Annotated in this window: 19 protein-coding genes; 6 read left to right on the top strand and 13 right to left on the bottom strand. The window is 64.2% G+C overall.

Annotated features, from left to right (window positions below; translation table 11 throughout):
• Positions 1–224: 224 nt before the first annotated feature.
• A complete protein-coding gene (locus LJY18_RS12210) occupies positions 225–1,043 on the bottom strand; it encodes a pyrroline-5-carboxylate reductase family protein (protein WP_238042089.1) in 819 nt (272 codons plus the stop codon).
• A gap of 11 nt (positions 1,044–1,054) precedes the next feature.
• Positions 1,055–1,729, bottom strand: coding sequence for a TetR/AcrR family transcriptional regulator (locus LJY18_RS12215; protein ID WP_238042090.1), 675 nt, complete (start codon positions 1,727–1,729; stop codon positions 1,055–1,057).
• A gap of 275 nt (positions 1,730–2,004) precedes the next feature.
• Here LJY18_RS12215 and LJY18_RS12220 point away from each other — a divergent pair, with 275 nt between their 5' ends.
• On the top strand, positions 2,005–4,041 hold the full coding sequence (locus LJY18_RS12220; RefSeq protein WP_238042091.1) for an NADH:flavin oxidoreductase: 2,037 nt from the start codon (positions 2,005–2,007) through the stop codon (positions 4,039–4,041).
• 138 nt (positions 4,042–4,179) lie between these two features.
• On the opposite strand, the gene LJY18_RS12225 is transcribed toward LJY18_RS12220, so the two are convergent.
• Both LJY18_RS12225 and LJY18_RS12230 read right to left on the bottom strand, forming a co-directional pair.
• On the bottom strand, positions 4,180–5,121 hold the full coding sequence (locus tag LJY18_RS12225) for a DMT family transporter (protein ID WP_238042092.1): 942 nt from the start codon (positions 5,119–5,121) through the stop codon (positions 4,180–4,182).
• A 93-nt stretch (positions 5,122–5,214) separates the two neighbouring features.
• The gene (locus LJY18_RS12230) at positions 5,215–6,423 is read right to left on the bottom strand and encodes an aromatic ring-hydroxylating oxygenase subunit alpha (protein ID WP_238042093.1); all 1,209 of its coding nucleotides are present in this window, start codon (positions 6,421–6,423) and stop codon (positions 5,215–5,217) included.
• 238 nt (positions 6,424–6,661) lie between these two features.
• Between LJY18_RS12230 and LJY18_RS12235 the strand changes: the two genes are divergently transcribed.
• The 5 genes from LJY18_RS12235 (at position 6,662) to LJY18_RS12255 (ending at position 12,921) form a co-directional block, all read left to right on the top strand.
• On the top strand, positions 6,662–7,612 hold the full coding sequence (locus LJY18_RS12235; protein WP_238042094.1) for a LysR substrate-binding domain-containing protein: 951 nt from the start codon (positions 6,662–6,664) through the stop codon (positions 7,610–7,612).
• 267 nt (positions 7,613–7,879) lie between these two features.
• Positions 7,880–8,770 (top strand): dihydrodipicolinate synthase family protein, encoded by an 891-nt coding sequence (locus LJY18_RS12240; protein ID WP_238042095.1) that lies wholly within the window; start codon positions 7,880–7,882, stop codon positions 8,768–8,770.
• Positions 8,771–8,888: 118 nt separating this feature from the next.
• Complete coding sequence (locus LJY18_RS12245; protein ID WP_238042096.1) at positions 8,889–10,217, top strand: NAD(P)/FAD-dependent oxidoreductase; 1,329 nt, start codon at positions 8,889–8,891, stop codon at positions 10,215–10,217.
• Positions 10,218–10,245: 28 nt separating this feature from the next.
• The gene (locus LJY18_RS12250) at positions 10,246–11,748 is read left to right on the top strand and encodes an aldehyde dehydrogenase (protein WP_238042097.1); all 1,503 of its coding nucleotides are present in this window, start codon (positions 10,246–10,248) and stop codon (positions 11,746–11,748) included.
• 63 nt (positions 11,749–11,811) lie between these two features.
• Complete coding sequence (locus LJY18_RS12255; protein ID WP_238042098.1) at positions 11,812–12,921, top strand: hybrid-cluster NAD(P)-dependent oxidoreductase; 1,110 nt, start codon at positions 11,812–11,814, stop codon at positions 12,919–12,921.
• A 74-nt stretch (positions 12,922–12,995) separates the two neighbouring features.
• Here the strand turns inward: LJY18_RS12255 and LJY18_RS12260 are convergent, their stop codons facing one another.
• The 9 genes from LJY18_RS12260 to adk form a co-directional block, all read right to left on the bottom strand.
• Positions 12,996–13,670 (bottom strand): type 1 glutamine amidotransferase domain-containing protein, encoded by a 675-nt coding sequence (locus tag LJY18_RS12260; protein ID WP_238042099.1) that lies wholly within the window; start codon positions 13,668–13,670, stop codon positions 12,996–12,998.
• 24 nt (positions 13,671–13,694) lie between these two features.
• Complete coding sequence (locus tag LJY18_RS12265; protein ID WP_238042100.1) at positions 13,695–14,732, bottom strand: NADP-dependent oxidoreductase; 1,038 nt, start codon at positions 14,730–14,732, stop codon at positions 13,695–13,697.
• 24 nt (positions 14,733–14,756) lie between these two features.
• On the bottom strand, positions 14,757–15,914 hold the full coding sequence (locus LJY18_RS12270) for an iron-containing alcohol dehydrogenase (protein WP_238042101.1): 1,158 nt from the start codon (positions 15,912–15,914) through the stop codon (positions 14,757–14,759).
• A gap of 121 nt (positions 15,915–16,035) precedes the next feature.
• Positions 16,036–16,617 carry a TetR/AcrR family transcriptional regulator gene (locus LJY18_RS12275; RefSeq protein WP_238042102.1) on the bottom strand — a complete coding sequence of 194 codons (582 nt, stop codon included), beginning with the start codon at positions 16,615–16,617 and terminating at the stop codon, positions 16,036–16,038.
• A gap of 331 nt (positions 16,618–16,948) precedes the next feature.
• Complete coding sequence (locus LJY18_RS12280; protein WP_238042103.1) at positions 16,949–17,809, bottom strand: DUF72 domain-containing protein; 861 nt, start codon at positions 17,807–17,809, stop codon at positions 16,949–16,951.
• A gap of 12 nt (positions 17,810–17,821) precedes the next feature.
• Positions 17,822–18,163 carry a hypothetical protein gene (locus LJY18_RS12285; protein WP_238042104.1) on the bottom strand — a complete coding sequence of 114 codons (342 nt, stop codon included), beginning with the start codon at positions 18,161–18,163 and terminating at the stop codon, positions 17,822–17,824.
• A 210-nt stretch (positions 18,164–18,373) separates the two neighbouring features.
• A complete protein-coding gene (gene tsaB, locus LJY18_RS12290; RefSeq protein ID WP_238042105.1) occupies positions 18,374–19,054 on the bottom strand; it encodes a tRNA (adenosine(37)-N6)-threonylcarbamoyltransferase complex dimerization subunit type 1 TsaB in 681 nt (226 codons plus the stop codon).
• Between the two features lie 127 nt (positions 19,055–19,181).
• Positions 19,182–20,237 (bottom strand): haloacid dehalogenase-like hydrolase, encoded by a 1,056-nt coding sequence (locus LJY18_RS12295; RefSeq protein WP_442964488.1) that lies wholly within the window; start codon positions 20,235–20,237, stop codon positions 19,182–19,184.
• A 191-nt stretch (positions 20,238–20,428) separates the two neighbouring features.
• Positions 20,429–21,076 carry an adenylate kinase gene (gene adk / locus LJY18_RS12300; protein WP_238042106.1) on the bottom strand — a complete coding sequence of 216 codons (648 nt, stop codon included), beginning with the start codon at positions 21,074–21,076 and terminating at the stop codon, positions 20,429–20,431.
• Positions 21,077–21,151: the final 75 nt, after the last annotated feature.

The raw sequence follows: 21,151 nt of genomic DNA on the forward strand, positions 1-21,151 counted from the left end.
ATTGGTTGAGCCGCAGGCTCACGGGCGGGCGAGCAGCTGAAGGCGACCAGGGCGGATTTGGTGCCTGGGCCAGAAGGCGCGCAATAGAAGGGTTGTATCGGCCTGCAAGGGGATCGAGTGGCAGGCGAAACGGCCGGCCAACTGGGCCGACGGCTGCCCCTCAGGCTTGAAAACTCGGTGCCGGCATGGCCGGCGGAACCCTATCGGGCACGCCAGCCAGTGGTCTAGTTCGAGGCCTTGGAATAACGGCTTTGCATGCGCAACGCGGCAGCTGCGGCAGCTTCCAGCCCGGCGTCGACCGCCTGCTTGAAGCCGGTATCGATCATCGCCTGCAGGCCCGCCGCCGTGGTGCCGCGATAGTCGAGCATGGCCTGGACCATGGCGGCCGGCGGCATGCCGTCGCGACCGAGCAGCTGGCTCGCCCCCACCACCACGCCACGCACTGCATTTTCCGCCACCTGGCGCGGCAGCCCTCTGGCCAGGGCGTGCGCCAACATGGCCTCGGCCAGCAACGCCGGGTAGGCCGCGCCCGAGCCGACCAGCCCAGTTAGGTAGTCGAGATCGGCCTCGGCAAACACCTCGTCGGCGCCGCCGCAGCTCTCGAACATCGCCTGGGTGAAGGCCTTGTCGGCAGCCGTGACCTGCTCGCTGGCGAACCAGGGCGTGTAGCACTGGCCGATCTCGGCCGCCGCATTGGGCATGGCGCGAATTACCCGGCGGCTGCCGCTGCGTGCCACCAGGGTGTCGAGGGAAACCCCGGCCATGAAGGAGATCACCAGCTTGTCCGTCGCCTCGATCTCGACCGCGGCGAACTGCTCGGGACGCACCGACAGCACAATGATGTCGGCCTGCTGCGCCAGCTGGCGGTTATCCATGGTCAGCCGAACCTCGGGCCAGGCGTCGAAGCCCTCGACCCGCCCGCTGCGGCTGGAAAGAATCAAGCCGGCCGGCGCCAGCACGCCCTTCTCGAGCATGGCGGCGCCGATCGAACGCCCCAGCCAGCCGCCACCGCCGACAATGCCGACCCTCAGTTCACTGAACATGCGCGTACCTCTCAGGCTGATTCGTTGGGGCCGATCGAAACCAGCAGCGGCTCCGCCACGGCGTAGCCGTGGCGGGCATAGAAGCGTTGCAGTTCGCGGGCGTGCGGAATCTGCCCGGTGAAGATCTTCACGTACTCGGGAATGCGCTGCATGCGCACCTGCATGTCCTCGCGGCTGTTCATGCTGATATAGCCGATCTGGGTCAGATACAGCGACCTGGCCCGCACGTCGGCCGGCAAGGGCTCATAGCCGAAGCGCACGAACATGCCGGCCAATGCCGTCAGGCGCGCCTTGTCGGCCGTCTCGACCTGGGCGGCCACCCGGGGCTCCTGCAGCGCCCAGCTTCGCACCGCGAACTCGAACTGCGAATCGAACAGCGCCGGGTTCAGCCAGCAATCGAAGACATTGAGAATGGCCTCGGCGATGCTCTCGGCATAGGCCTGGGTCTGGCCGACCAGGTTGTCGGAGTTCTTCACCCGCCAGCGCTCCAGCAGCGCCGCCAGCAGTTCCTCACGGTCCTTGAAGAACCAGTAGAAGCTGGTTCGCGACAGCTTCAGCTTCTTCGCCAGCGGCAGGATGCGCACGGCCTCGACCCCTGATTCGATCAGGCCGTCGTAAGCCGCCTCCAGCCAGCCATCGGCTGAACCGCGCCAGCCGCTATCGCTTGATTTCGTGGATTCGTTCATGGGCCGATGGTAGCGGCCGACGAGCCTGCGCACAACGCAGAGTGTTCATCTGCGTCCAGCCATACGACACCACTGTACATTCACCCGGCGAGACGGCCACCCTTCCCCGCTGACAAGTCCCCGCCAATGCCCGGCGATCGCCGCACTTGCGACAGCGGATAGCCATAAGCGACATGCAGGCTTGCGAGCAATGTACAACTGAGTCAGCTTAATTGACACCTGTGTACATTAGGCCCGCCTGCTGGCTCGAGCCCTTACCCCATGGAGCCCCGACCATGTCCAATGACCCGCTGCTTCAGCCCTACCAGCTCAAGCACCTGACCCTGCGCAACCGGATCATCACCACCTCGCACGAGCCGGCCTATCCCGAGGACGGCATGCCCAAGGCGCTCTACCGTGCCTACCACGTCGAGCGGGCCAAGGCCGGCGTGGCCCTGACCATGACCGCCGGCTCGGCGGCGGTATCGCGCGACAGCCCGCCGGTGTTCAACAACATCCTCGCCTACAAGGACGAGGTGGTCGGCTGGATGAAGGACCTCACCGACGAGTGCCATGAGCATGGCGCCGCGGTGATGATCCAGCTCACCCACCTGGGCCGCCGCACCCGCTGGGACAAGGGCGACTGGCTGCCGGTGGTCTCGCCCTCGCACAACCGCGAGGCGGCGCACCGCGCCTTCCCCAAGCAGATCGAAGACTGGGACATCGAGCGCATCATCAAGGACTATGCCGACGCGGCGGAGCGCATGCAGGCCGCCGGCCTGGACGGCATCGAGCTGCAAGCCTACGGCCACCTGATGGACCAGTTCTGGTCGCCGCTGACCAACGAGCTGGATGCGCCCTACGGCGGCTCGCTGGACAACCGCCTGCGCTTCACCTTCGACGTGCTGCGCGCGGTGCGCCAGCGCGTCGGCAACGAGTTCATCGTCGGCGTGCGCTACACCGCCGACGAGACCCTGAGTGGTGGCCTGAATGCCGAGGAAGGCCTGGACATCTCGCACCGCCTCAAGCAAAGCGGCATGGTCGACTTCCTCAATGTGATTCGGGGCCACATCGATACCGACGCCGGCCTGACCGACGTGATCCCGATCCAGGGCATGGCCAACTCGCCGCACCTCGACTTCGCCGGGCAGATCCGCGCGGCCACCGACTTCCCCACCTTCCACGCGGCGAAGATCCCGGACATCGCCACCGCGCGGCACGCCATCGCCTCGGGCAAGGTCGACATGATCGGCATGACCCGCGCGCACATGACCGACCCGCACATCGTGCGCAAGCTGATCGAGGGCCGCGAGCAGGACATCCGCCCCTGCGTCGGCGCCAACTACTGCCTGGACCGCATCTACCAGGGCGGCGCCGCCTACTGCATCCACAACGCCGCCACCGGCCGCGAAACGACTATGCCGCACGAGATTCCCAAGGCTGCCCAGCGGCGCAAGCTGGTGATCGTCGGCGCCGGCCCCGCCGGCCTGGAAGCCGCCCGGGTGGCCGGCGAGCGCGGTCATGAGGTGGTGGTATTCGAGGCCGCCGCCCAGGCCGGCGGGCAGATCCGCCTGACCGCGCAGAGCCCGCGCCGGCGCGAGATGCTCAGCATCATCGACTGGCGCCTGGCCCAGTGTGAGGCCCTGGGCGTGACCTTCCACTACAACAGCTGGGCCGAGGCCGAGACCATTCGCGCCGAGCAGGCCGACGTGGTCATCATCGCCACCGGCGGCTACCCGCACACAGAAGTGCTCGAAGCCGGCAACGAGCTGGTGGTGTCGGCCTGGGACATCATCTCCGGCGACGTCAAACCGGGCAGCAATGTGCTGTTGTTCGACGACGCCGGCGACCACACGGCGCTACAGGCCGCCGAGTTCATCGCCCAGAGCGGCGCCAAACTGGAGATCATGACCCCGGACCGCAGCTTCGCCCCGGAAGTCATGGCGATGAACCTGGTGCCCTACATGCGTTCGCTGCAGAAGCTCGACACCACCTTCACCGTCACCTACCGCCTGGCCTCGGTGGCCCGCGAAGGCCAGACCCTGGTGGCGCAGATCGACAGCGACTACGGTGGTGTGCGCAAGCAGCGCCATATCGACCAGGTAGTGGTCAACCACGGCACCCGGCCGATGGACGAGCTGTACCTGGCGCTCAAGCCGTTCTCGCGCAACCTCGGCGCGGTGGAGTACGCCGACCTGATCGTCGGCCAGCCGCAGACCCGCGACGACAAACCGGACGGCGAGTTTCAGCTGTTCCGCATCGGCGATGCGGTGGCCGCGCGCAACACCCATGCAGCCATCTACGACGCCCTGCGCCTGGTCAAGGATCTCTGAGGCCAGCCGCGCGGGATTTCTCGCCCCGCCGGATAAAAAAGCCCCGACAGTGTCGGGGCTTTTTTCTAGCGATTTACTGCCGACTTGCCTCAGCCACCCATGGCGCTAGCAGTCATGGCCGTACCCGGCGACCAGTAACTAGAGTCTATCGTCTGGTTCCTCTGGAACCGGGAGCGGGATCAGGCTCGGCTCCGGCAGGGTGCCACCCTGACGGGACAGGATGATCGCCGCCGCCACCACCATCAGACCACCGCCGAGCATGCCGGCGCTGATGTGCTCGCCGATCAGCAGCACGGCAATGGTCACCGCCACCACCGGCTCCAGGGTCGACAGGGTCGACGCCGAGGACGAGCCGATATGCGGCGAGCCGGCGAGAAAAGCGGCGACCGGCAGTATGGTGGCGAACAGGGCCAGGCCCAGGGTCGCCCACCAGGCCGGCGCCCCGGAAGGTGGCGTTGCGCCGAAGAACAGCGCGGCCAGGGCGAAGGTCAGGGCGCAGCCCAGCAGTACCATGGCCGCCGAGGCCAGCGGCTGTTCATGGCGAATGCTGTGGGTGCCATAGACGATCGCCGACCCATAGCTCAAGGCGGAGAACAGCGCCCAGAGCACCCCGCTCATCTCGCCTTGAAAGCTCAGGCCCGTGGCCAGCAGCACCCCGCCCAGCGCCAGCACCAGGCTGAGCAGCTTCAAGGGACTGGTGCGCTCGCCCAGGTAGGCTATCGACAGCGCAGTGACGAAGGCCGGGAAGGAGAACATCAGGATCACCGCCAGACTCACCGAGGTGGAGCGGCTGGCGCTGTAGTAGCCCAGCGCCGCGAACCCATAGCCGACGCCCACCAGCAGGTTCTGCCCGGCCAGCCGCCCGCGCGGCAGGCGCATGCCGCGCAGGCGCAGGAACAGCAGCAGGATCGAGGCGGCGAAGACGAAACGCACCAGCAGCAGGCCGACCGGGTCGGCGCCACCGGCATAGGCGTACTGGGCGAACAGCGGCTGCAGGCCATAACAGAAGGCCGACAACAGCACCAGCATGAAGCCCCGGGCGTAGCCATCGTGCAGAACAAGGGGAGACGCACTGTGCATGGTTGCAACACCTGATGATCGAGGATCGGGCAAGAGTAAGCCCCACATAACCTTGGGGGTTATGCGGGACCGTCGGCTATTTGCTTGGCGACGTCACTCGGCCAACTTGCGGGCCATGGTCGCGCAGTACCAGTCGTCGAACTGGCACACCCCGTTCTCGGCGATGGCCGAATAGGGTCCCGGCTGATAGGCCGGCGAGTTGACCCCGGCCTGGGTGCCCTCGACCAGGCGACGGTCCTGGTCATTGGTGGCCAGCCACACCCGGGTCAGGGTTTCCAGGTCGTAATCGAGGCCTTCCTGGGCATCCTTGGGCACCAGCCACTTGGTGGTCACCAGGGTCTCGTTGGGGCCCAGGGGCAGCACGCGGAAACTCAGGGCGTGGTCGCCGAGGAAATGGTTCCAGGTCGAGGGGTAGTTGAAATACAGCAGCGCGCCGATGTTCTCCTCGCCACTGGTGTCCAGGCGCCGGGCCACCGCCGGCTTGCCGTTCATGGTGTAGCTGACGGCACCGGCCGACAACGGAATACGGGTCATGCGGAACTGCCCGGCGTCGTCCATGACCAGGCGGCTGGGCAGGCCGGCGGCCTCGCAGCGATCCCAGTGGGCGACCAGTTCGGGATCCTCGGTGCCGCCGACCCCGGCCACTGAGAGGTTCTCGACGAAGGAGTTGAGCAACTCCGGATGGGTGCCGTCGCAGTGGTAACACTCACGGTTGTTCTCGAACACCAGCTTCCAGTTGCCCTTCTCCACCAGATCGGACTCGAAGGCCACCTTGCAGTCGTCGAGGTTGTGCGGGGCGATGAAGGGCGATACCGCAGCGCGGAACCTCTCGAAGTCCGGCGCCTGCTCGGCCACGCAGACATAGATGTAGCTGTTGACCACCTGGCAGTGGGCCGGTTTGAGGCCGTACTCGGTCTTGTCGAAGTCCTCGCCCATGTTGCCGGCATAGATCAGCTTGCCGTCCAGTTCGAAGGTCCACTTGTGGTACGGGCACACCAGCTTGGCGACCTTGCCGCTGTGCTCGCTGCAGACCTTGGAACCGCGATGGCGACAGGCGTTGTGCAGGGCGCGAACCTGACCGTCGGCACCGCGCACCACGATCACCGGGTAGTCGCCGATCTGCAGGGTCAGGTACTGACCCGGCTTTTCCAGCTCGAAGGTGTGCCCGGCGAAAATCCACTCTTTGTGCCAGATCTGCTCGAGATCCTGACGATAGACATCGACATCGCTATAGAGCGCACTCGGCAGCGCATGACGCGGCTTACGTTGCTGGATGAGGCCTGCCACCGCTGCTTTGTTCATATACACTCCACCACTTATCCAGTTAATTGTGCCGACATTGTTTAAACCGCGGCGTTATTGGGAAACCCTCGCCGGGTTGGACTCAGGCGACCGGGGCTATTGCACGCGGGTGCTTTCGGCTATATTTCCGAGCCACGCATAAACCCCTTGAACTGCTATCGCCGATTAACTGAAGTCTAGTGCGCGGTCATAGTCGACAGAACCGACTTTTTATTCAGGATATTGAATACCTGTTGTTATGGTCATACATACCGAACCCGATCAGTCCCTGCTCAAGATGCCGTCGCTGCGCGCGGTCAAATCCTTCGTAGCGGCGGCCAAATACCAGAACTTCACTCGCGCCGCCGAGGCCTTGTGCGTGACCCAGGCCGCCATCAGCCGGCAAATTCGCGAACTGGAAAGCTACCTCGGTGCCGAACTGTTCACCCGCGCCGGCCGGGCCGTGGAACTGACCGTTGCCGGCACGATCTTCTACGACGCGGTGCAGCTGTCCTTCGTCAACATCGCCCAGGCCGCCGAGCGCATCCGCAGTCAAAAGGCCGGCAAGCGGGTGCTGACCCTGTGCTGCTCGCCAGCGTTTTCCGCCCTGTGGCTGGCGCATCGTCTGCCGAGCTTCTTCAGCGCCAACCCGGCTATCGACCTCAACCTGATCACCACGCAGAACTTCCTGTCGATGGAGCCGGGCGTGCGGCCCGACATTTTCATCACCAAGATGGCCAAGGTGCACGAGGGCTACCGCAGTACGCCGCTGTTCCATGACGTCATCTACCCGGTCTGTACGCCGCACTACCTCGAGCAACACCCAAAGCTGAGCAGCCTCGAAGGCCTGCGCGACAGCGTGCTGCTCAACCTCAGCCCCTATGGTCGCTCCCAGGTCGCCGAGCACGTCGACTGGGGGGTCTGGCTGGCCTTCCACAACATCGATATCGAAGCCCGCGCCCATGACAGCCCGCACTTCTTCAATGCCAACGACTACAACATGCTGATCCAGATGGTGCTGAGTCATCAGGGCGTGGCGCTGGGTTGGCAGCACCTGGTCGGCCACCTGGTCGAGCAGGGTCTGCTGGTGCGGCCGGTCAGCGAGGAAGTGGTGCACAAGGAAAGTCTGCACTACCTGACCTTCAGCGAGGACAAGGAAGATGACGAAGCCTGTTGCCGCCTGCGCGACTGGCTGATGCAACAGCTTTGATTACCTGAAGTTATTGTTTGCCGGCACGTTCAGTTATGCATAGTTGAACTGCCACTTAATTACGCCCCTTTACTGGTGAAACTTTGCTCGTCAATAAACCTGCCACCGGCAGGTTTTTTTATGCCTGCAGTTTGTGTCCGGCGCCCATCCATAACCTTTGATTATTAATTACCGCCCCTAAATGTTTCTTGTTGCCCGATTGAAAACCCCCTTACTCTTTTTCTCGAAATTGACAACATATTCAACCCTTTGCAATCAGGTGACCGTATGAACTTCGATGGTGTTTGGACTCCCGTGGTAACGCCCTTCAACGCCGCAGGCGCGATTGACTTCGAGGCACTGGCCAAGGTAGTCGGTACGCTGATCGAGCACGGCGTGAACGGCCTGATCATCGGCGGCACCACGGGCGAGTACTACGCCCTGAGCAACGCTGAACGCAAACAGGTGTTCGACGCCATCGCCACCCAGGCCAAGGGCCGTATCCCGCTGATGGCCGGCATCAACGCCACCAGCACCGAGGAATGCCTGGACCTGGGTCAATACGCCAAGGCCGCCGGCTTCGACTGCATCCTGCTGGCCGCCCCCTACTACTGCCAGCCGACCCAGGACGAACTGCTCGCCCATGCCCTGTGCGTGGATGACGCCCTGAACCTGCCGATCATGCTCTACAACTTCCCGGCGCGGACCGGCACGCCGATGAGCTTCGAGTTCATCGATGCGCTCAAGGGCCGCCCGAACTTCCAGGCGATCAAGGAAAGCACCGGCTCAATCGAGCGTATGCACGCCCTGACCCAGGAGTACGCCGGCCAGTTGCAGACCAGCTGCGGCATGGATGACCAGGTGCTGGAGTTCTTCACCTGGGGCGCACGCAGCTGGACCTGCGGGGCTTCCAACTTCCTCGCCGCCGAGCACGTTGCCCTGTATCAGGCCTGCGTGGTCGAGCAGGACATGCTCAAGGGCCGCCTGCTGGCGCAGCGCCTGCTGCCGATGCTCAACCTGCTGGAGCAGGGCGGCAAGTTCTGCCAGTACATCAAGGCCGGCTGCGAGCTGGCCGGTATGCCGGTGGGCCCGACCCGTCGCCCGCTGCTGCCGCTGAACGAGGCCGAACTGGCCGTCTTCAAGCAGACCTATGAGCAACTGATCGCCCATCGCGGCTGACAGGCCGCTGCAAAACGACTGCGCTTGGCTATGCAGCGTTGAAATCAGGCTCGCCTAGCCATCGCTCGCTACATTTTTTCAACGGCCTGTTAAGCCGCCAAGCCCGGAGGCAGTATCCATGCAACTGCAATGCAACTTCCTGCCTCAGGACGACGGTCGCTGCGGTTGGTACGAAATCCTGCCGCCCGCGCCGCCGAGCACGCCGCTGCGTGGCAGCGTGCAGGCCGACTGGGTGGTGCTCGGCGCCGGCCTCGCCGGTCTCGCGGCCGCCCGCCGCCTGGCCGAACTGCAGCCGGACGCCTCGGTGGTGCTGATCGACGCCAAGCGCGTCGGCTTCGGCGCCGCCGGGCGCAACTCCGGGTTCATGGTCGACCTGCCCCACGACCTGACCTCGCACAGCTACACCAGCAGCCACGAGGCCGATCACAAGATCATCCGCCTCAGCCGCGGCGCGATCGACTACACCCGCGAGATCGTCCAGCGCCACGGCATCGACTGCGACTGGCGCGAACAGGGCAAGCTGCACGGCGCGGCCAACGCCCGCGGCGTGCATGCCCTGGAGTCGTTCGCCAAGGGCCTGTCGGCGCTGGGCGAGCCCTATCGCCTGCTCGACGCCGGGCAGATGAAGGCGATCACCGGCAGCGACTTTTACCAGGCCGGCATGCATGCCCCCGGCTGCGTCCTGGTGCAGCCGGCGGCGCTGACCCGCGGGCTCGGGCAGACCCTGCCGGAGAACGTGCAATTGTTCGAAGACAGCCCGGTGCTGAACATCGAAGTCGGCAAGGTGCATACCCTGACCACCGCCCAGGGCTGCGTGAAGACGCCACGCCTGGTACTGGCCAACAACGCCTACGCCGCCAACTTCGGCCAGCTCGGCTTCAAGGGCCGCCTGCTTCCGATCTACACCTACGCCAGCATGACCCGTCAGCTGACCAGGGAAGAACTGGCGCGCCTGGGCGGCGAGGAGAGCTGGGGGCTGATTCCGGCCGATCCGCTGGGCACCACCGTGCGCCGCCTGGCCAACGGGCGCATCTGCGTGCGCAACTCCTTCACCTACAACCCCCAGGTGCAGGCCAGCGCCAGCACCCTGGAGCGGGTCAAGCGGGCGCATCGGCGCTCGTACGAGAACCGCTTTCCGATGCTCCCCGGCATCGAGTTCGAATACACCTGGGGCGGTGCCCTGTGCCTGTCGCGCAACGCCGGCTCGCAGTTCGGCCAGATCGCCCCCGGGGTGTTCAGTGCGGTGTGCTGCAACGGCCTGGGCCTGACCCGCGGCACCATCGCCGGCAAGTTGATTGCCGAATACGCCCTGGGGATCGACAGCGACCTGCTGAGCATCATGCTTGAACAACCGAAACCCTGCCGCAATCCGCCGGAGCCTTTTCTCGGGATCGGCGTGCGCTCCTCCCTCGCCTGGAAAGAGTGGACCGCCGGCGTAGAACTCTGAGATTGCCTCAACCTTCAGGAGAAGAACCATGACCGATACCCTCACCCGCAGTGCCATCGACCAGCAACTCGAGCGCCTGGAATACCGCAACCAGGCCTTCATCAACGGTCGGTTCGTCGCCGCCCGCTCCGGCGCCACCTTCAGCACCCTCAACCCGGCCACCGGTCAGGTCCTGAGCGAGGTGGCCGCCTGCGACGCCGAAGATGTCGACGCCGCCGTACAGGCCGCCCGCGCCGCGTTCAACGCCGGGGTCTGGTCGCGCCTGGCGCCGGCCGAGCGCAAGGCCGTGATGATCCGCTTCGCCGACCTGATCGATGCCAATCGCCTGGAGTTGTCGGTATTGGAATCCCTGGAAGCCGGCAAGCCGGTCGGCGAGTGCTTCGGCATCGACATTCCCGACACCGCCGCGACCATCCGCTGGCACGCCGAGGCCGGCGACAAGCTGTACGACAGCCTGTCGCCCTCCGCTCCCGGCAACATCGGCATGATCAGGCGCGAGCCGATCGGCGTGGTCGGCGCGGTGCTGCCGTGGAACTTCCCCTGCATGATGGCCGGCTGGAAGCTCGGCCCGGCGCTGATCACCGGCAACAGCGTGATCCTCAAGCCCGCCGAGCTGACCTCGCTGGCCACCCTGCGCCTGGCCGAACTGGCCTTCGAAGCCGGCATCCCGGCCGGCGTGCTCAACGTGGTGCCGGGCCTGGGCCACACCGCCGGCAAGGCCATCGGCCTGCACCCGGACATCGACATGACCGCCTTCACCGGCTCCACCGAGGTCGGCCGGCTGTTCCTCGAATACTCGGCCAAGAGCAACCTCAAGCGCGTGGTGCTCGAGTGCGGCGGCAAGAACCCGCAGGTGGTCATGGGCGATGCCGACGACCTCGCCGCGGTGGCCAGCAACGTACTCAGCGCGGCGTTCTGGAACATGGGCGAGAACTGCTCGGCCGGCTCGCGGCTGATCGTCCATCGCTCGATCAAGGACGCCCTGCTCGAGGAAATGCAAAGCCAGCTACAAGACTGGGTCACCGGCGATCCGCTGAACCCGGCCGTGCGCCTCGGCGCGCTGATCGAGCAGGCGCACATGGACAAGGTCCTCGGGCATATCGAGCAGGCCAAGGCCGAAGGCTGCAAGCTGGTCACCGGCGGCGTGCGCCTGCACCAGCAGAGCGGCGGCTACTTCGTCGCGCCGACCATCTTCGAAGTCGACTCCAACGCCGCCTCGGTGGCCCAGGAGGAGATCTTCGGCCCGGTGCTGGCGGTGATCGCCTTCGACACCGAGGAACAGGCCATCGCCATCGCCAACGACACCTGCTACGGCCTGGCCGCCTCGCTGTGGACCGCCAACATCAACACCGCCCACCGGGTGGCCGCGGCCATTCGCGCCGGCACCGTGTCGGTCAACTGCTTCTCCGAGGGTGATATCTGCACCCCGTTCGGCGGCTACAAGCAGTCCGGCTTCGGCGGTCGCGACAAGTCGATCTACGCCCACGACCAGTACTGCGAGCTGAAGACCACCTGGATCCAGCTGACCTGAACCCGACCCGACCCAGCCCGGCAGCCCAACTGCCGGGCCGTGTCCTTGATACCGAGAACGCCCATGAGCAGCCTCACCAGCAGCGAATACCTCAACCCGGTCAACACCCAGACCTGGGCCAACGGCCGCCACCTGGTGCGCTGCCTCAAGGTCATCCGCGAAACCGAAGATGTCCTCACCTACTGTTTCAGCATGCAGGAGCCGGTGCTGTTCTTCTTCAAGCCGGGGCAGTTCGTCACCCTGGAACTGGAGATCGACGGCGAACAGCTGATGCGCTCCTACACCATCTCCAGCGCGCCTTCGATTCCCTACAGCTTCTCCATCACGGTCAAGCGGGTGCCGGGCGGCCTGGTCTCGGGCTGGCTGCACGACCACCTGCGCGAAGGCGACGTGATCGCCGTGCACGGCCCGGTCGGTCAGTTCAACTGCATCGATTTTCCCGCGGAGAAGGTGCTGCTGCTGTCCGGCGGCGTCGGCATCACCCCGGTGATGTCCATGGCCCGCTGGTTCTTCAACACCAACAGCGAAGTCGACATGGTGTTCGCCCACAGTGCGCGCACCCCGGCCGACATCATCTACCGCGCGGAACTGGACTACATGTCCACGCGCATCGACAACTTCAAGCTGCACCTGATCTGCGAGCGCAGCGAAACCGGGCAGATCTGGGGCGGCTACCGCGGCTATCTCAGTCGCGAGATGCTGCAGCTGATCGCCCCGGACTTCCTCGACCGCGAGGTGTTCTGCTGCGGACCGGCACCCTACATGCGCGCGATGCGGCGCCTGCTCGCCGACGCCGGCTACGACATGGCGCGCTACCACGAGGAGTCCTTCGGCGAGACCCCGGCCGAGGATATTGCCAGCGCCGAGGTGCAGGCCGCCGTGGCCCTGGCCCAGGCCGACGAGCCGCAGGTCAACCATTGGGTGACCTTCAGCGACTCCGGCAAATCGGTGCAAGCCGAACTTGGCACGACGCTCTACGAGGCCGCCGCCAGCGCTGGCCTGACCATTCCCAAGGCCTGTGGCATGGGCATCTGCGGCACTTGCAAGGTACGCGTATTAACCGGCGAGACCGTGATGAGCCATAACGGCGGCATCACCGAGGAGGAGATCGCCGACGGCTATGTGCTGAGCTGTTGCACCCGCGTATCGGGCGATGTCGAGGTGGGCTATTAGGCGCTGCTCCGGGCAAACAGCCCGGAGCAGCCAAGCGTCCCCTCTCCGGCAACCAATCACTGACGCCTAGGCGATCACAGCAGGGCGAGCAGCGCCTTGGCCGTGTCTTCGGACGAGGCCGGGTTCTGCCCGGTGAGCAGCAAGCCATCGGTCACCACGTAGCTCTGCCAGTCGCCTGCCTTGGAGTACTGGCCGCCGCTGGCTTGCAGCATGTCCTCGACCAGGAACGGCACCACATCGGTAAGTTGCACCGCTTCTTCCTCGCTATTGCTGAAGCCGGTAACGCGCTTGCCCTTGACCAGTGGCTGGCCATCGGCGCCCTTGGTATGGCGAAAAATACCCGGGGCGTGGCACACCGCGCCGACCGGTTTGCCGGCGCCCTGGAAGGCTTCGATCAGGGCGATGGAGTGAGCATCTTCGGCCAGGTCCCAGAGCGGGCCATGGCCACCCGGGTAGAACACCGCGTCATAGTCGTCGGCGCGGATGCCCGCCAATTTCCGGGTATTGGCCAACGCGGCCTGCGCATCAGGGTCGCTGCGAAAGCGCTCTGTGGCCGGGGTTTGCGCGTCTGCTTCGTCACTCATCGGGTCCAGCGGCGGTTGCCCGCCCTTGGGCGAAGCCAGGGTCAGCTCGGCACCGGCGTCCTTGAACACGTAATAGGGCGCGGCGAACTCCTCCAGCCAGAAACCGGTTTTCTTACCGGTATTGCCGAGTTGATCGTGGGACGTCAAAACCATCAGGATCTTCATGCTGTGCTTTCTCCTTGCTATGGGTTAGTTATCGGCGCCAACACGGATCACCAGCTTGCCGAAGTTCTTGCCCTCGAGCAGGCCGATAAAGGCCTGTGGAGCATTTTCCAGGCCGTCCACCATGTCCTCGCGGTAGTTGATCTGGCCAGAAGCAAGCCAGGCGCTCATGTCGCGCGCGAACTCGCCATAACGGTGTCCGTAATCGTCGAAGATGATGAAGCCCTGAATCTTCAGGCGCTTGGTCAACACTGTGCGCATCAGCAACCCCATGCGGTCGGGCCCCTCGGGCAGTGCCGTGGCGTTGTAGTGCGCAATCAGGCCGCACACCGGGATGCGCGCCGAGGTATTGAGCAGGGGCAGTACTGCATCGAAGACCTTGCCGCCGACGTTTTCATAATAGATATCGATACCCTTGGGGCAGGCCTTGGCCAGTTGCTCGGCAAAGTCCGGCGCACGGTGGTCGATGCAGGCATCGAAGCCCTGCACTTCGACCGCATGCCGGCACTTCTCCGGGCCGCCGGCCACGCCGACCACGTGGCAGCCTTTGAGCTTGCCGATCTGCCCGACAGTGGCGCCGACCGGTCCGGTGGCCGCCGCGACCACCAGGGTCTCGCCCGCCTTGGGCTGGCCGATGTCCAGCAGACCCATGTAGGCGGTGAAGCCCGGCATACCGAGAATGCCCAAAGCATAGGCCGGATTTTCCGGCGTGGCGCCGAGGCGAGTCAGGCCAGTACCGTCGGAAAGCGCGTAGTCCTGCCAGCCAGCGTATGCCTGGACCCACTCACCGACCTGATAGTCCGGGTTTCTGGACGCCACCACCCGGCTCACGGTTGCGCCCACCATCACGCCGCCCTCCTCGACCGGCGCTGCATAGGAGGGTGCGTCGCTCATGCGACCGCGCATATAGGGGTCCAGCGACAGGTAGACGGTGCGTAGCAGGACTTCGCCCTCAGCCGGAGCGGGAATGGCCGTTTGCTCGATCCGGAAGTTGTCTGCAGTGGGGGCGCCATGCGGGCGCGAGGCCAGCACGACTTGGCGATTGATAGCTTGAGTCTGGGTCATTTTCCTACTCCTCGATGCAGTGAATTAAAGGCAGGCTTGCAGCACCTGGCGGCTGATGGCCGGTGTGACATCACGCTGCTCGCCCAGGCGGGTCATGCCGTGTGCCTCGAGTTGAGCGATCAGTGGCTCGACCACTTCCTGCCCCAGTTGGTAATCGCCCAGGCGGGTTTTCACCCCGAGGGCCTCGAAAAAATCACGGGTACGCACTATGGCTGCGTCAATGCGCTGCTCTTCGCTGCCGCTGCTCAAGCCCCATACCCGTTCGGCGTATTGCAGCAATTTGGCATGCTTGGCTGCGCGGCGCTGCTGCAACATGACCGGTAGCACAACGGCCAGGGTCTGAGCATGATCCAAACCATACAAAGCGGTGATTTCATGACCGATCATGTGCGTGGCCCAGTCTTGCGGAACGCCCGCGCCGATCAGACCATTCAGCGCCAGAGTCGCCACCCACATCAGGTTAGCGCGTACCTGGTAATCCTGCGGCTGACTCAACGCCTTGGGGCCGAGCTCGATCAGTGTCAGCAGCAGGCCTTCGGCGAAGCGGTCCTGGACCGGAGCATCGCCCGGGTAAGTCAGGTACTGCTCGACCACATGCACAAACGCATCGACCACACCGTTGGCCACCTGGCGTTCCGGCAGGGTAAAGGTCTTGCTGGGGTCGAGAATCGAGAACACCGGGAACAGCAACTTGTTACGAAATGGCAGCTTGGCCTGCTCGGACTTGCGGGTGACCACGCCACCGTTGTTCATCTCCGAACCGGTCGCCGGCAGGGTCAGGACCGCGCCGAAGGGCAATGCCTGAGTGACCTTGCTGCCATGGCTCTGGAGGATCTCCCACGGCTCGCCGGCGTAGTTGGCAGCCGCCGCGACAAACTTGGTGCCATCGATCACCGAACCACCGCCCACCGCCAGCAGGAAGTCCACGGCCTCACGGCGCACCAGCGCCACCGCTTCCATCAGGGTTTCGTAACTGGGGTTGGGCTCGATACCACCAAACAGCAGTACCTCGCGATCCGCCAGGGCACCCTGCACTTCGGCCAGGGTCCCGGTGCGCCGGGCACTGTCGCCACCAAACAGCACCAGCACCCGCGCCTTGGCCGGGATCAGGCGGTCGAGTTCGGCGATGCGGCCTTCGCCGAAGCTGATGTGGGTGGGGTTGTAGAAATCGAAATTGAGCATGAGTAGTGTGATCCTCGATGGGTCGAATTCGTTCGATATTCAAGTGAACTAATTAGACCAGTCGTCTAGAGACGCCGCCAAAAATACCCGCCATGCGGGCGGGTACGGATGCGGCAAATGGTTAGTCGAGCAGCTTGCGCGTCATGCTCATCGCCTGCTCCATAGGCAGGCTGTTGCGGTGTAGCTTGGCCAGCAGGCTGGCGCCCAGCCATAACTGGTAGAGCAGCGTAGCGGTTTGCCGGGGCTCGCTATGCACCAGCGAGCCATCCTGTTTGCCGGCCTCGATACAGTCGGCCAGGCTGGCGATGATCCGGTCCGTACCATCACGCAAGGTGATGCGCATGCTTTCGGAGAGGTCGGCGACCTCGGCGCTCAGCTTGACCACCAGGCACTGCTGTTGACTGCAGGGGCCCGAGTAGCTGCCCAACCACTGCTGCCAGTAATCCATCAAACGCGCGCGGGCCGGCTGACCGTCGGCGGCGAAACGCCGCTCCAGTTGCTCCAGGTACTTCTTGAAATAGTCCTCGAGCAAGGCCTGACCGAACAGCTCCTTGGATTTGAAGTAGTGATAGAACGAGCCTTTGGGCACGCCGGCGGTCTGCAAGATCTCATTCAGGCCCACACCGCTAAAGCCTTTGCCGGCCATGATGCGGTGACCGGTGTCGAGCAGGTGTTGGCGGGTATCGTCGTAGGCGCTTTTCATGGCGGCGACCATACACCCTAAATAGACCAGTCGTCTAGCAACCCAACTGCTCCTGGTGATGCACCCAGGCCGCAAGCGGTTATCTCGCAGCTGCCTCCTACGTCCGCGCACTGGGTTGCGCGGGCCGAGTCGTATCGAGCAAGGCGCCCGGCATCTTGCCATCGACCGCGCGAAGCCCGGTTCTGCTTCGCCTACTTCGGCAGTCGCGCGCATCACGCCTGGCGGATCGAGCAGGCCCCGAGCCAGAAAGGTGCCGAGCTGAACGTCATGCTGGAAGGATGAATCCATGGCCATCAGCACACTGACGCAATCGAGCTGCCAGGGCTGCCAATCAGAGCAGGCCCAGTTGCTCGAGCGCAGGTTCGACGACGGGCTCAGGCAACGCCGCCAGCCCCGGCAAACGGGCCATCAACTGGATATGGAAACGCCGGGCCAGTTGCGGCGCCAGGCGGTTGTCGGAGGTGTGCAGGAACACGTGAGGGCTACGCCCCTCCTCGATCCAGGCGGCGACCTTGTCCAGCCAGGGCGCCATGAAGCGGTCGTTGGCGGCGAGTTCGGGGTGGCCAATGAAGCGCAGCTGCGGTGCCTGGCTAAACGCCGTCGGCCGAACCGGCAGGCGCGGTTTCTTCGCCTGGGCATGCAGCAGTGCCGGCTCCTGCGAGACACAACTGAACAACGCCCGCGCATCCAGGCTGATCCGCTCGATGCCGCGTTCCAGCAGCAGGCGATTGAGCGCCCGCTCCTCTTGCCCCTTGCTGAAGAACAGCGGATGCCGCAGCTCGACAGCCAGTGCGCCTCCAGCCCAGTGCTCGATAAAGGCACTCAACTCAGCCAGACGCGACGGGCCGAAGCTGGCGGGCAACTGCAACCAGAATGGCGCCGCCCGCGTCCCCAAGGGCGCCAGCAGCTGGCGAAAGTCATCGCTGGCGGCGAGCTGTTCGCGTAAATCCCCAGCGTGACTGATATCGCGCGGCAGTTTGGCGCAAAAATGAAAGTGGTTGGGCATCAGCGCGGCCCAGCGGGCAACCGAGGCGGCCGAGGGTCGCGCATAGAAGGTGGTATTGCCCTCGACTGCATTGAAGACCTCAGCGTAGCGCGGCAAAAAGTCCGCCGGGCGGGCGCTGTCCGGGTACAGCGAACCACGCCAGGCCGGCTCGCTCCAGGACGGGCAGCCAAGGAAGTAGGGACGCATCAGCGGTGGTTATCAGGCGAAGAGATCAAGGCCCAGTATTTCCTGGGCGTCAGGCTCGCTGGAATAGGTAGCGGTGGCACTGTAGCTGGCAATCGCCTGGGCCGCGCGATTGCTCACGGCAGATTGGTAGCCCAGGTTCTGCGCCCGGGCCGGCAGGCTGTCGGTGCTGGCGTTGGCAGCCTGTACCCGACGGGTTTGCGCTGTTTGCTCGAAACCCTGACTGCTCGCCGGGGCCGCCGGTTGCTCACGACGCTGCTCTATCTCGCGCTGGGCTTCGCGAAACGGCGTGACCGCCGTGCCCGAACGAGGCCCGCGATCTGGCGAGTAGGAAGGTATGGAGCCGTCGATGCGCATCTATTACTGCTCGGCAGTGGTCAGCCAAATGGGTGAAAGTGCATGCAATTTAGCCTCGCCCAGACGGATTGGCAATCAATCGTGGAACGGGCCGACGCTGAGCATCCAGGCGGCCCGTCCTGGTGAACTAGCGGACCACCCGCAAGCTGGTGCTTACAGACGGCGCGCCTTGGCCATTAGCCCGGGCACCACCCATGCAGGGTTAGCCCCTTAGCGCGGCGCTTTCGGCGTGGCGACCTTGTCGCGCAGGTACACCGGCAGGGCCTCGTCCGCCACCACAGCCTCACCCCGCGCCCAGGCAAAGCGCGCCAGGCTGAGCAGGTCTTCGGCATGCGGCAGCATCCCATCATCCTGGGCATAGGGGGTCAACGGGATGCGCGCGGCGAACGTGCCCCAGCCGGTGCCGGCGCCGAACCAGTCACCCGTGGCGTCAGGCGGCAACGCGACCTGCTCAGGCGGCGACACCACTTCGTCGCCGGCAAGGCGCATTTCCCCGTTTTCGCTGCGATAGCAGCCCCAGTAGATCTCATCCATACGGGCGTCGATGGCTGCAGCTACCTGGCTGGCGCCATGCTCGCGCTGCGCGCGCTGGGCCAGCACGGCAAGGTTGGACACCGGCACGACCGGACGATCCAGGGCAAATGCCAGGCCTTGCACCACGCCGACCGCAATCCGTACGCCGGTAAAGGCCCCCGGACCACGGCCGAAGGCCAGCGCATCCAGCGCCGACAGTGGCACACCGGCCTGGGCCAGCAGATCCTTGATCATCGGCAACAGGCGCTGGGCATGCTGGCGCGGAATCACCTCGTAATGGCTGATTACCTGGCCGTCATGCAGCAAGGCGACGGAGCAGGCTTCGGTAGCGGTATCCAGGGCCAGTAGAGTGGTCATCGTGATTCGGACAGGTTGGCGAGTGGGCGGGCATTAAAACGGTTTACCAGCATTTTTGCCAGCTGTCCGGACTGCCATTGCGGCAGCCGGACAACGGAACCCGCCCGCAGGCTGGCCCCGCAGGCCCCTAGTGCAATTGGTCGGGCGTGACCACGACCCAGTTTTTGTCGGCATTCACCGGCAAGCCCAGTTCGCCCTGGCGCTTGGCCGCAGAGGCCTGCCAATCCTTGACCTGCTGGGTGTATTTGGCCTTGCGATCGACCCAGACCCGCAGCCCCCCCTTGCTGGTGTCGGTCGCATTGAACAGCATGTAGCCATCGGACAGCGGCGTGTCACCCGCCACCAGTACCGGCTTCTGCCACTGGTCGATCCAGCCGAAGATGGTGCCGAGCTTGCCCTCGTACCAGGTCATCGGGTTCATCAGGTAAGGCGTAAGCTCCAGGCCGAGGTTCTTTGCCGGATCGTAGCGGCCCTTCTGCACCTGCAGGCGCGAGGTGGTCAGGGCGCCGCTCTTGCGGTCCTTGAGCAGCATATTGACGCCGATGACGTTGGCCGGCTTGACGTTGTAGCCGTACTTGGGATCACTGGCGATCATCCGCACCAGCTCCTCGCTGGCTGCACTGATCACATAGACTTCGATACCGTTTTCCTGCAGGCGGTTGTACAACTCCTGCATGCCGGCGAAGGGCTTGGGCGGATTGACACTGCCATCGACCACCTTGTCGCCATCGTAGTACTTGAGCGGGATCGGCTTGCCGTAGGCCATGACCTCGTCGACATAACCCTTCAGCTCACGCAAGGTGAAACCGGCGAATATCTGCGCCACCCAGGGATAGCAGATCAGGTTGTCGACTTCGCACAGGCGGTAGTAGTAGCTATTGAGGCTTTCCTTGAACCCTGGCGTGTCCTTGAACGGAATCAGCTTGAGCGATGGGTCCATGGTTTCGCGGGTCAGCAACCCCTTCATTTCCAGGTAGGGCAGCAGCGACTCCTCGATATCGAACTGGTAGGTGGTGTTATCCATATCGAACACCGCATAGGCGCCTTTATTGGCGTTGGCGGCAATCATGCTGTCGAGTTGGGCGGCGGCTTCGCTCGGCCAGTGTTGCAGTTCGGTAGCCGCGGCGCCCAGGGACGCAACGCTCATGGCCAGACCGATCATCCACGCATGCATAGCTCTCATGTGTTCTCCTACTTCCGTCCAATGAAGAAATAAGTCCACCTGGTATAGACCAGACACTCGAGACTAGCTTGCCTGGGCAAGGCTACTGTTCTGAGAGCGACGCTGATTTAACCGAACCCCGCCGCGCCTGCTGCACATCCAGAAACGACAACGGCCCGCAAGCGGGCCGTTGAACAGTTGCGGATCAAGACTTAACTCAGGGCGGCAAGCACCTTGGCAGTAATGTCGTCCACGCTCCCAACGCCGGCAATGGCGCTGTATTTCGGCGTGCCATTGGCCGCGGCAAGTTTCTGATAGAAATCCACCAGCGGCTTGGTCTGCGAATGGTAGACCGACAGGCGGTGACGCACGGTCTCTTCCTTGTCGTCGTCGCGCTGGATCAGCTCTTCGCCGGTTTGGTCGTCTTTACCAGCGACCTGTGGTGGGTTGTGTTCGGTGTGGTAGACGCGCCCGGACCCCGGATGCACGCGACGACCGGCAATACGCCCAACGATTTCCTCGTCGTCGACAGCGATTTCCACTACATGGTCGATGTTCACCCCAGCTTCCTTCAGGGCTTCGGCCTGGGGAATGGTGCGCGGGAAGCCATCGAAGAGGAAACCATTGACGCAATCGGGCTGGGTGATGCGTTCCTTGACCAGATTGATGATCAGGTCATCGGAAACCAGGCCGCCACTGTCCATGATGCCTTTGGCTTTCAGGCCAAGTTCGGTGCCGGCCTTGACCGCAGCACGCAGCATGTCGCCGGTGGAGATTTGCGGAATACCAAACTTCTTGGTGATGAAACCGGCCTGGGTACCTTTGCCGGCACCGGGCGCTCCTAGCAGAATCACGCGCATCGATGTGCTCCTCAAGATTAAATAAAAAAGCGTCGGACTCGCCTCATGGGGCCAATCTCAGAATGGTTCGGGCAG

The sequence above is a fragment of the Pseudomonas sp. MMS21 TM103 genome, from assembly GCF_022132145.1.
Lineage (GTDB): Bacteria > Pseudomonadota > Gammaproteobacteria > Pseudomonadales > Pseudomonadaceae > Aquipseudomonas.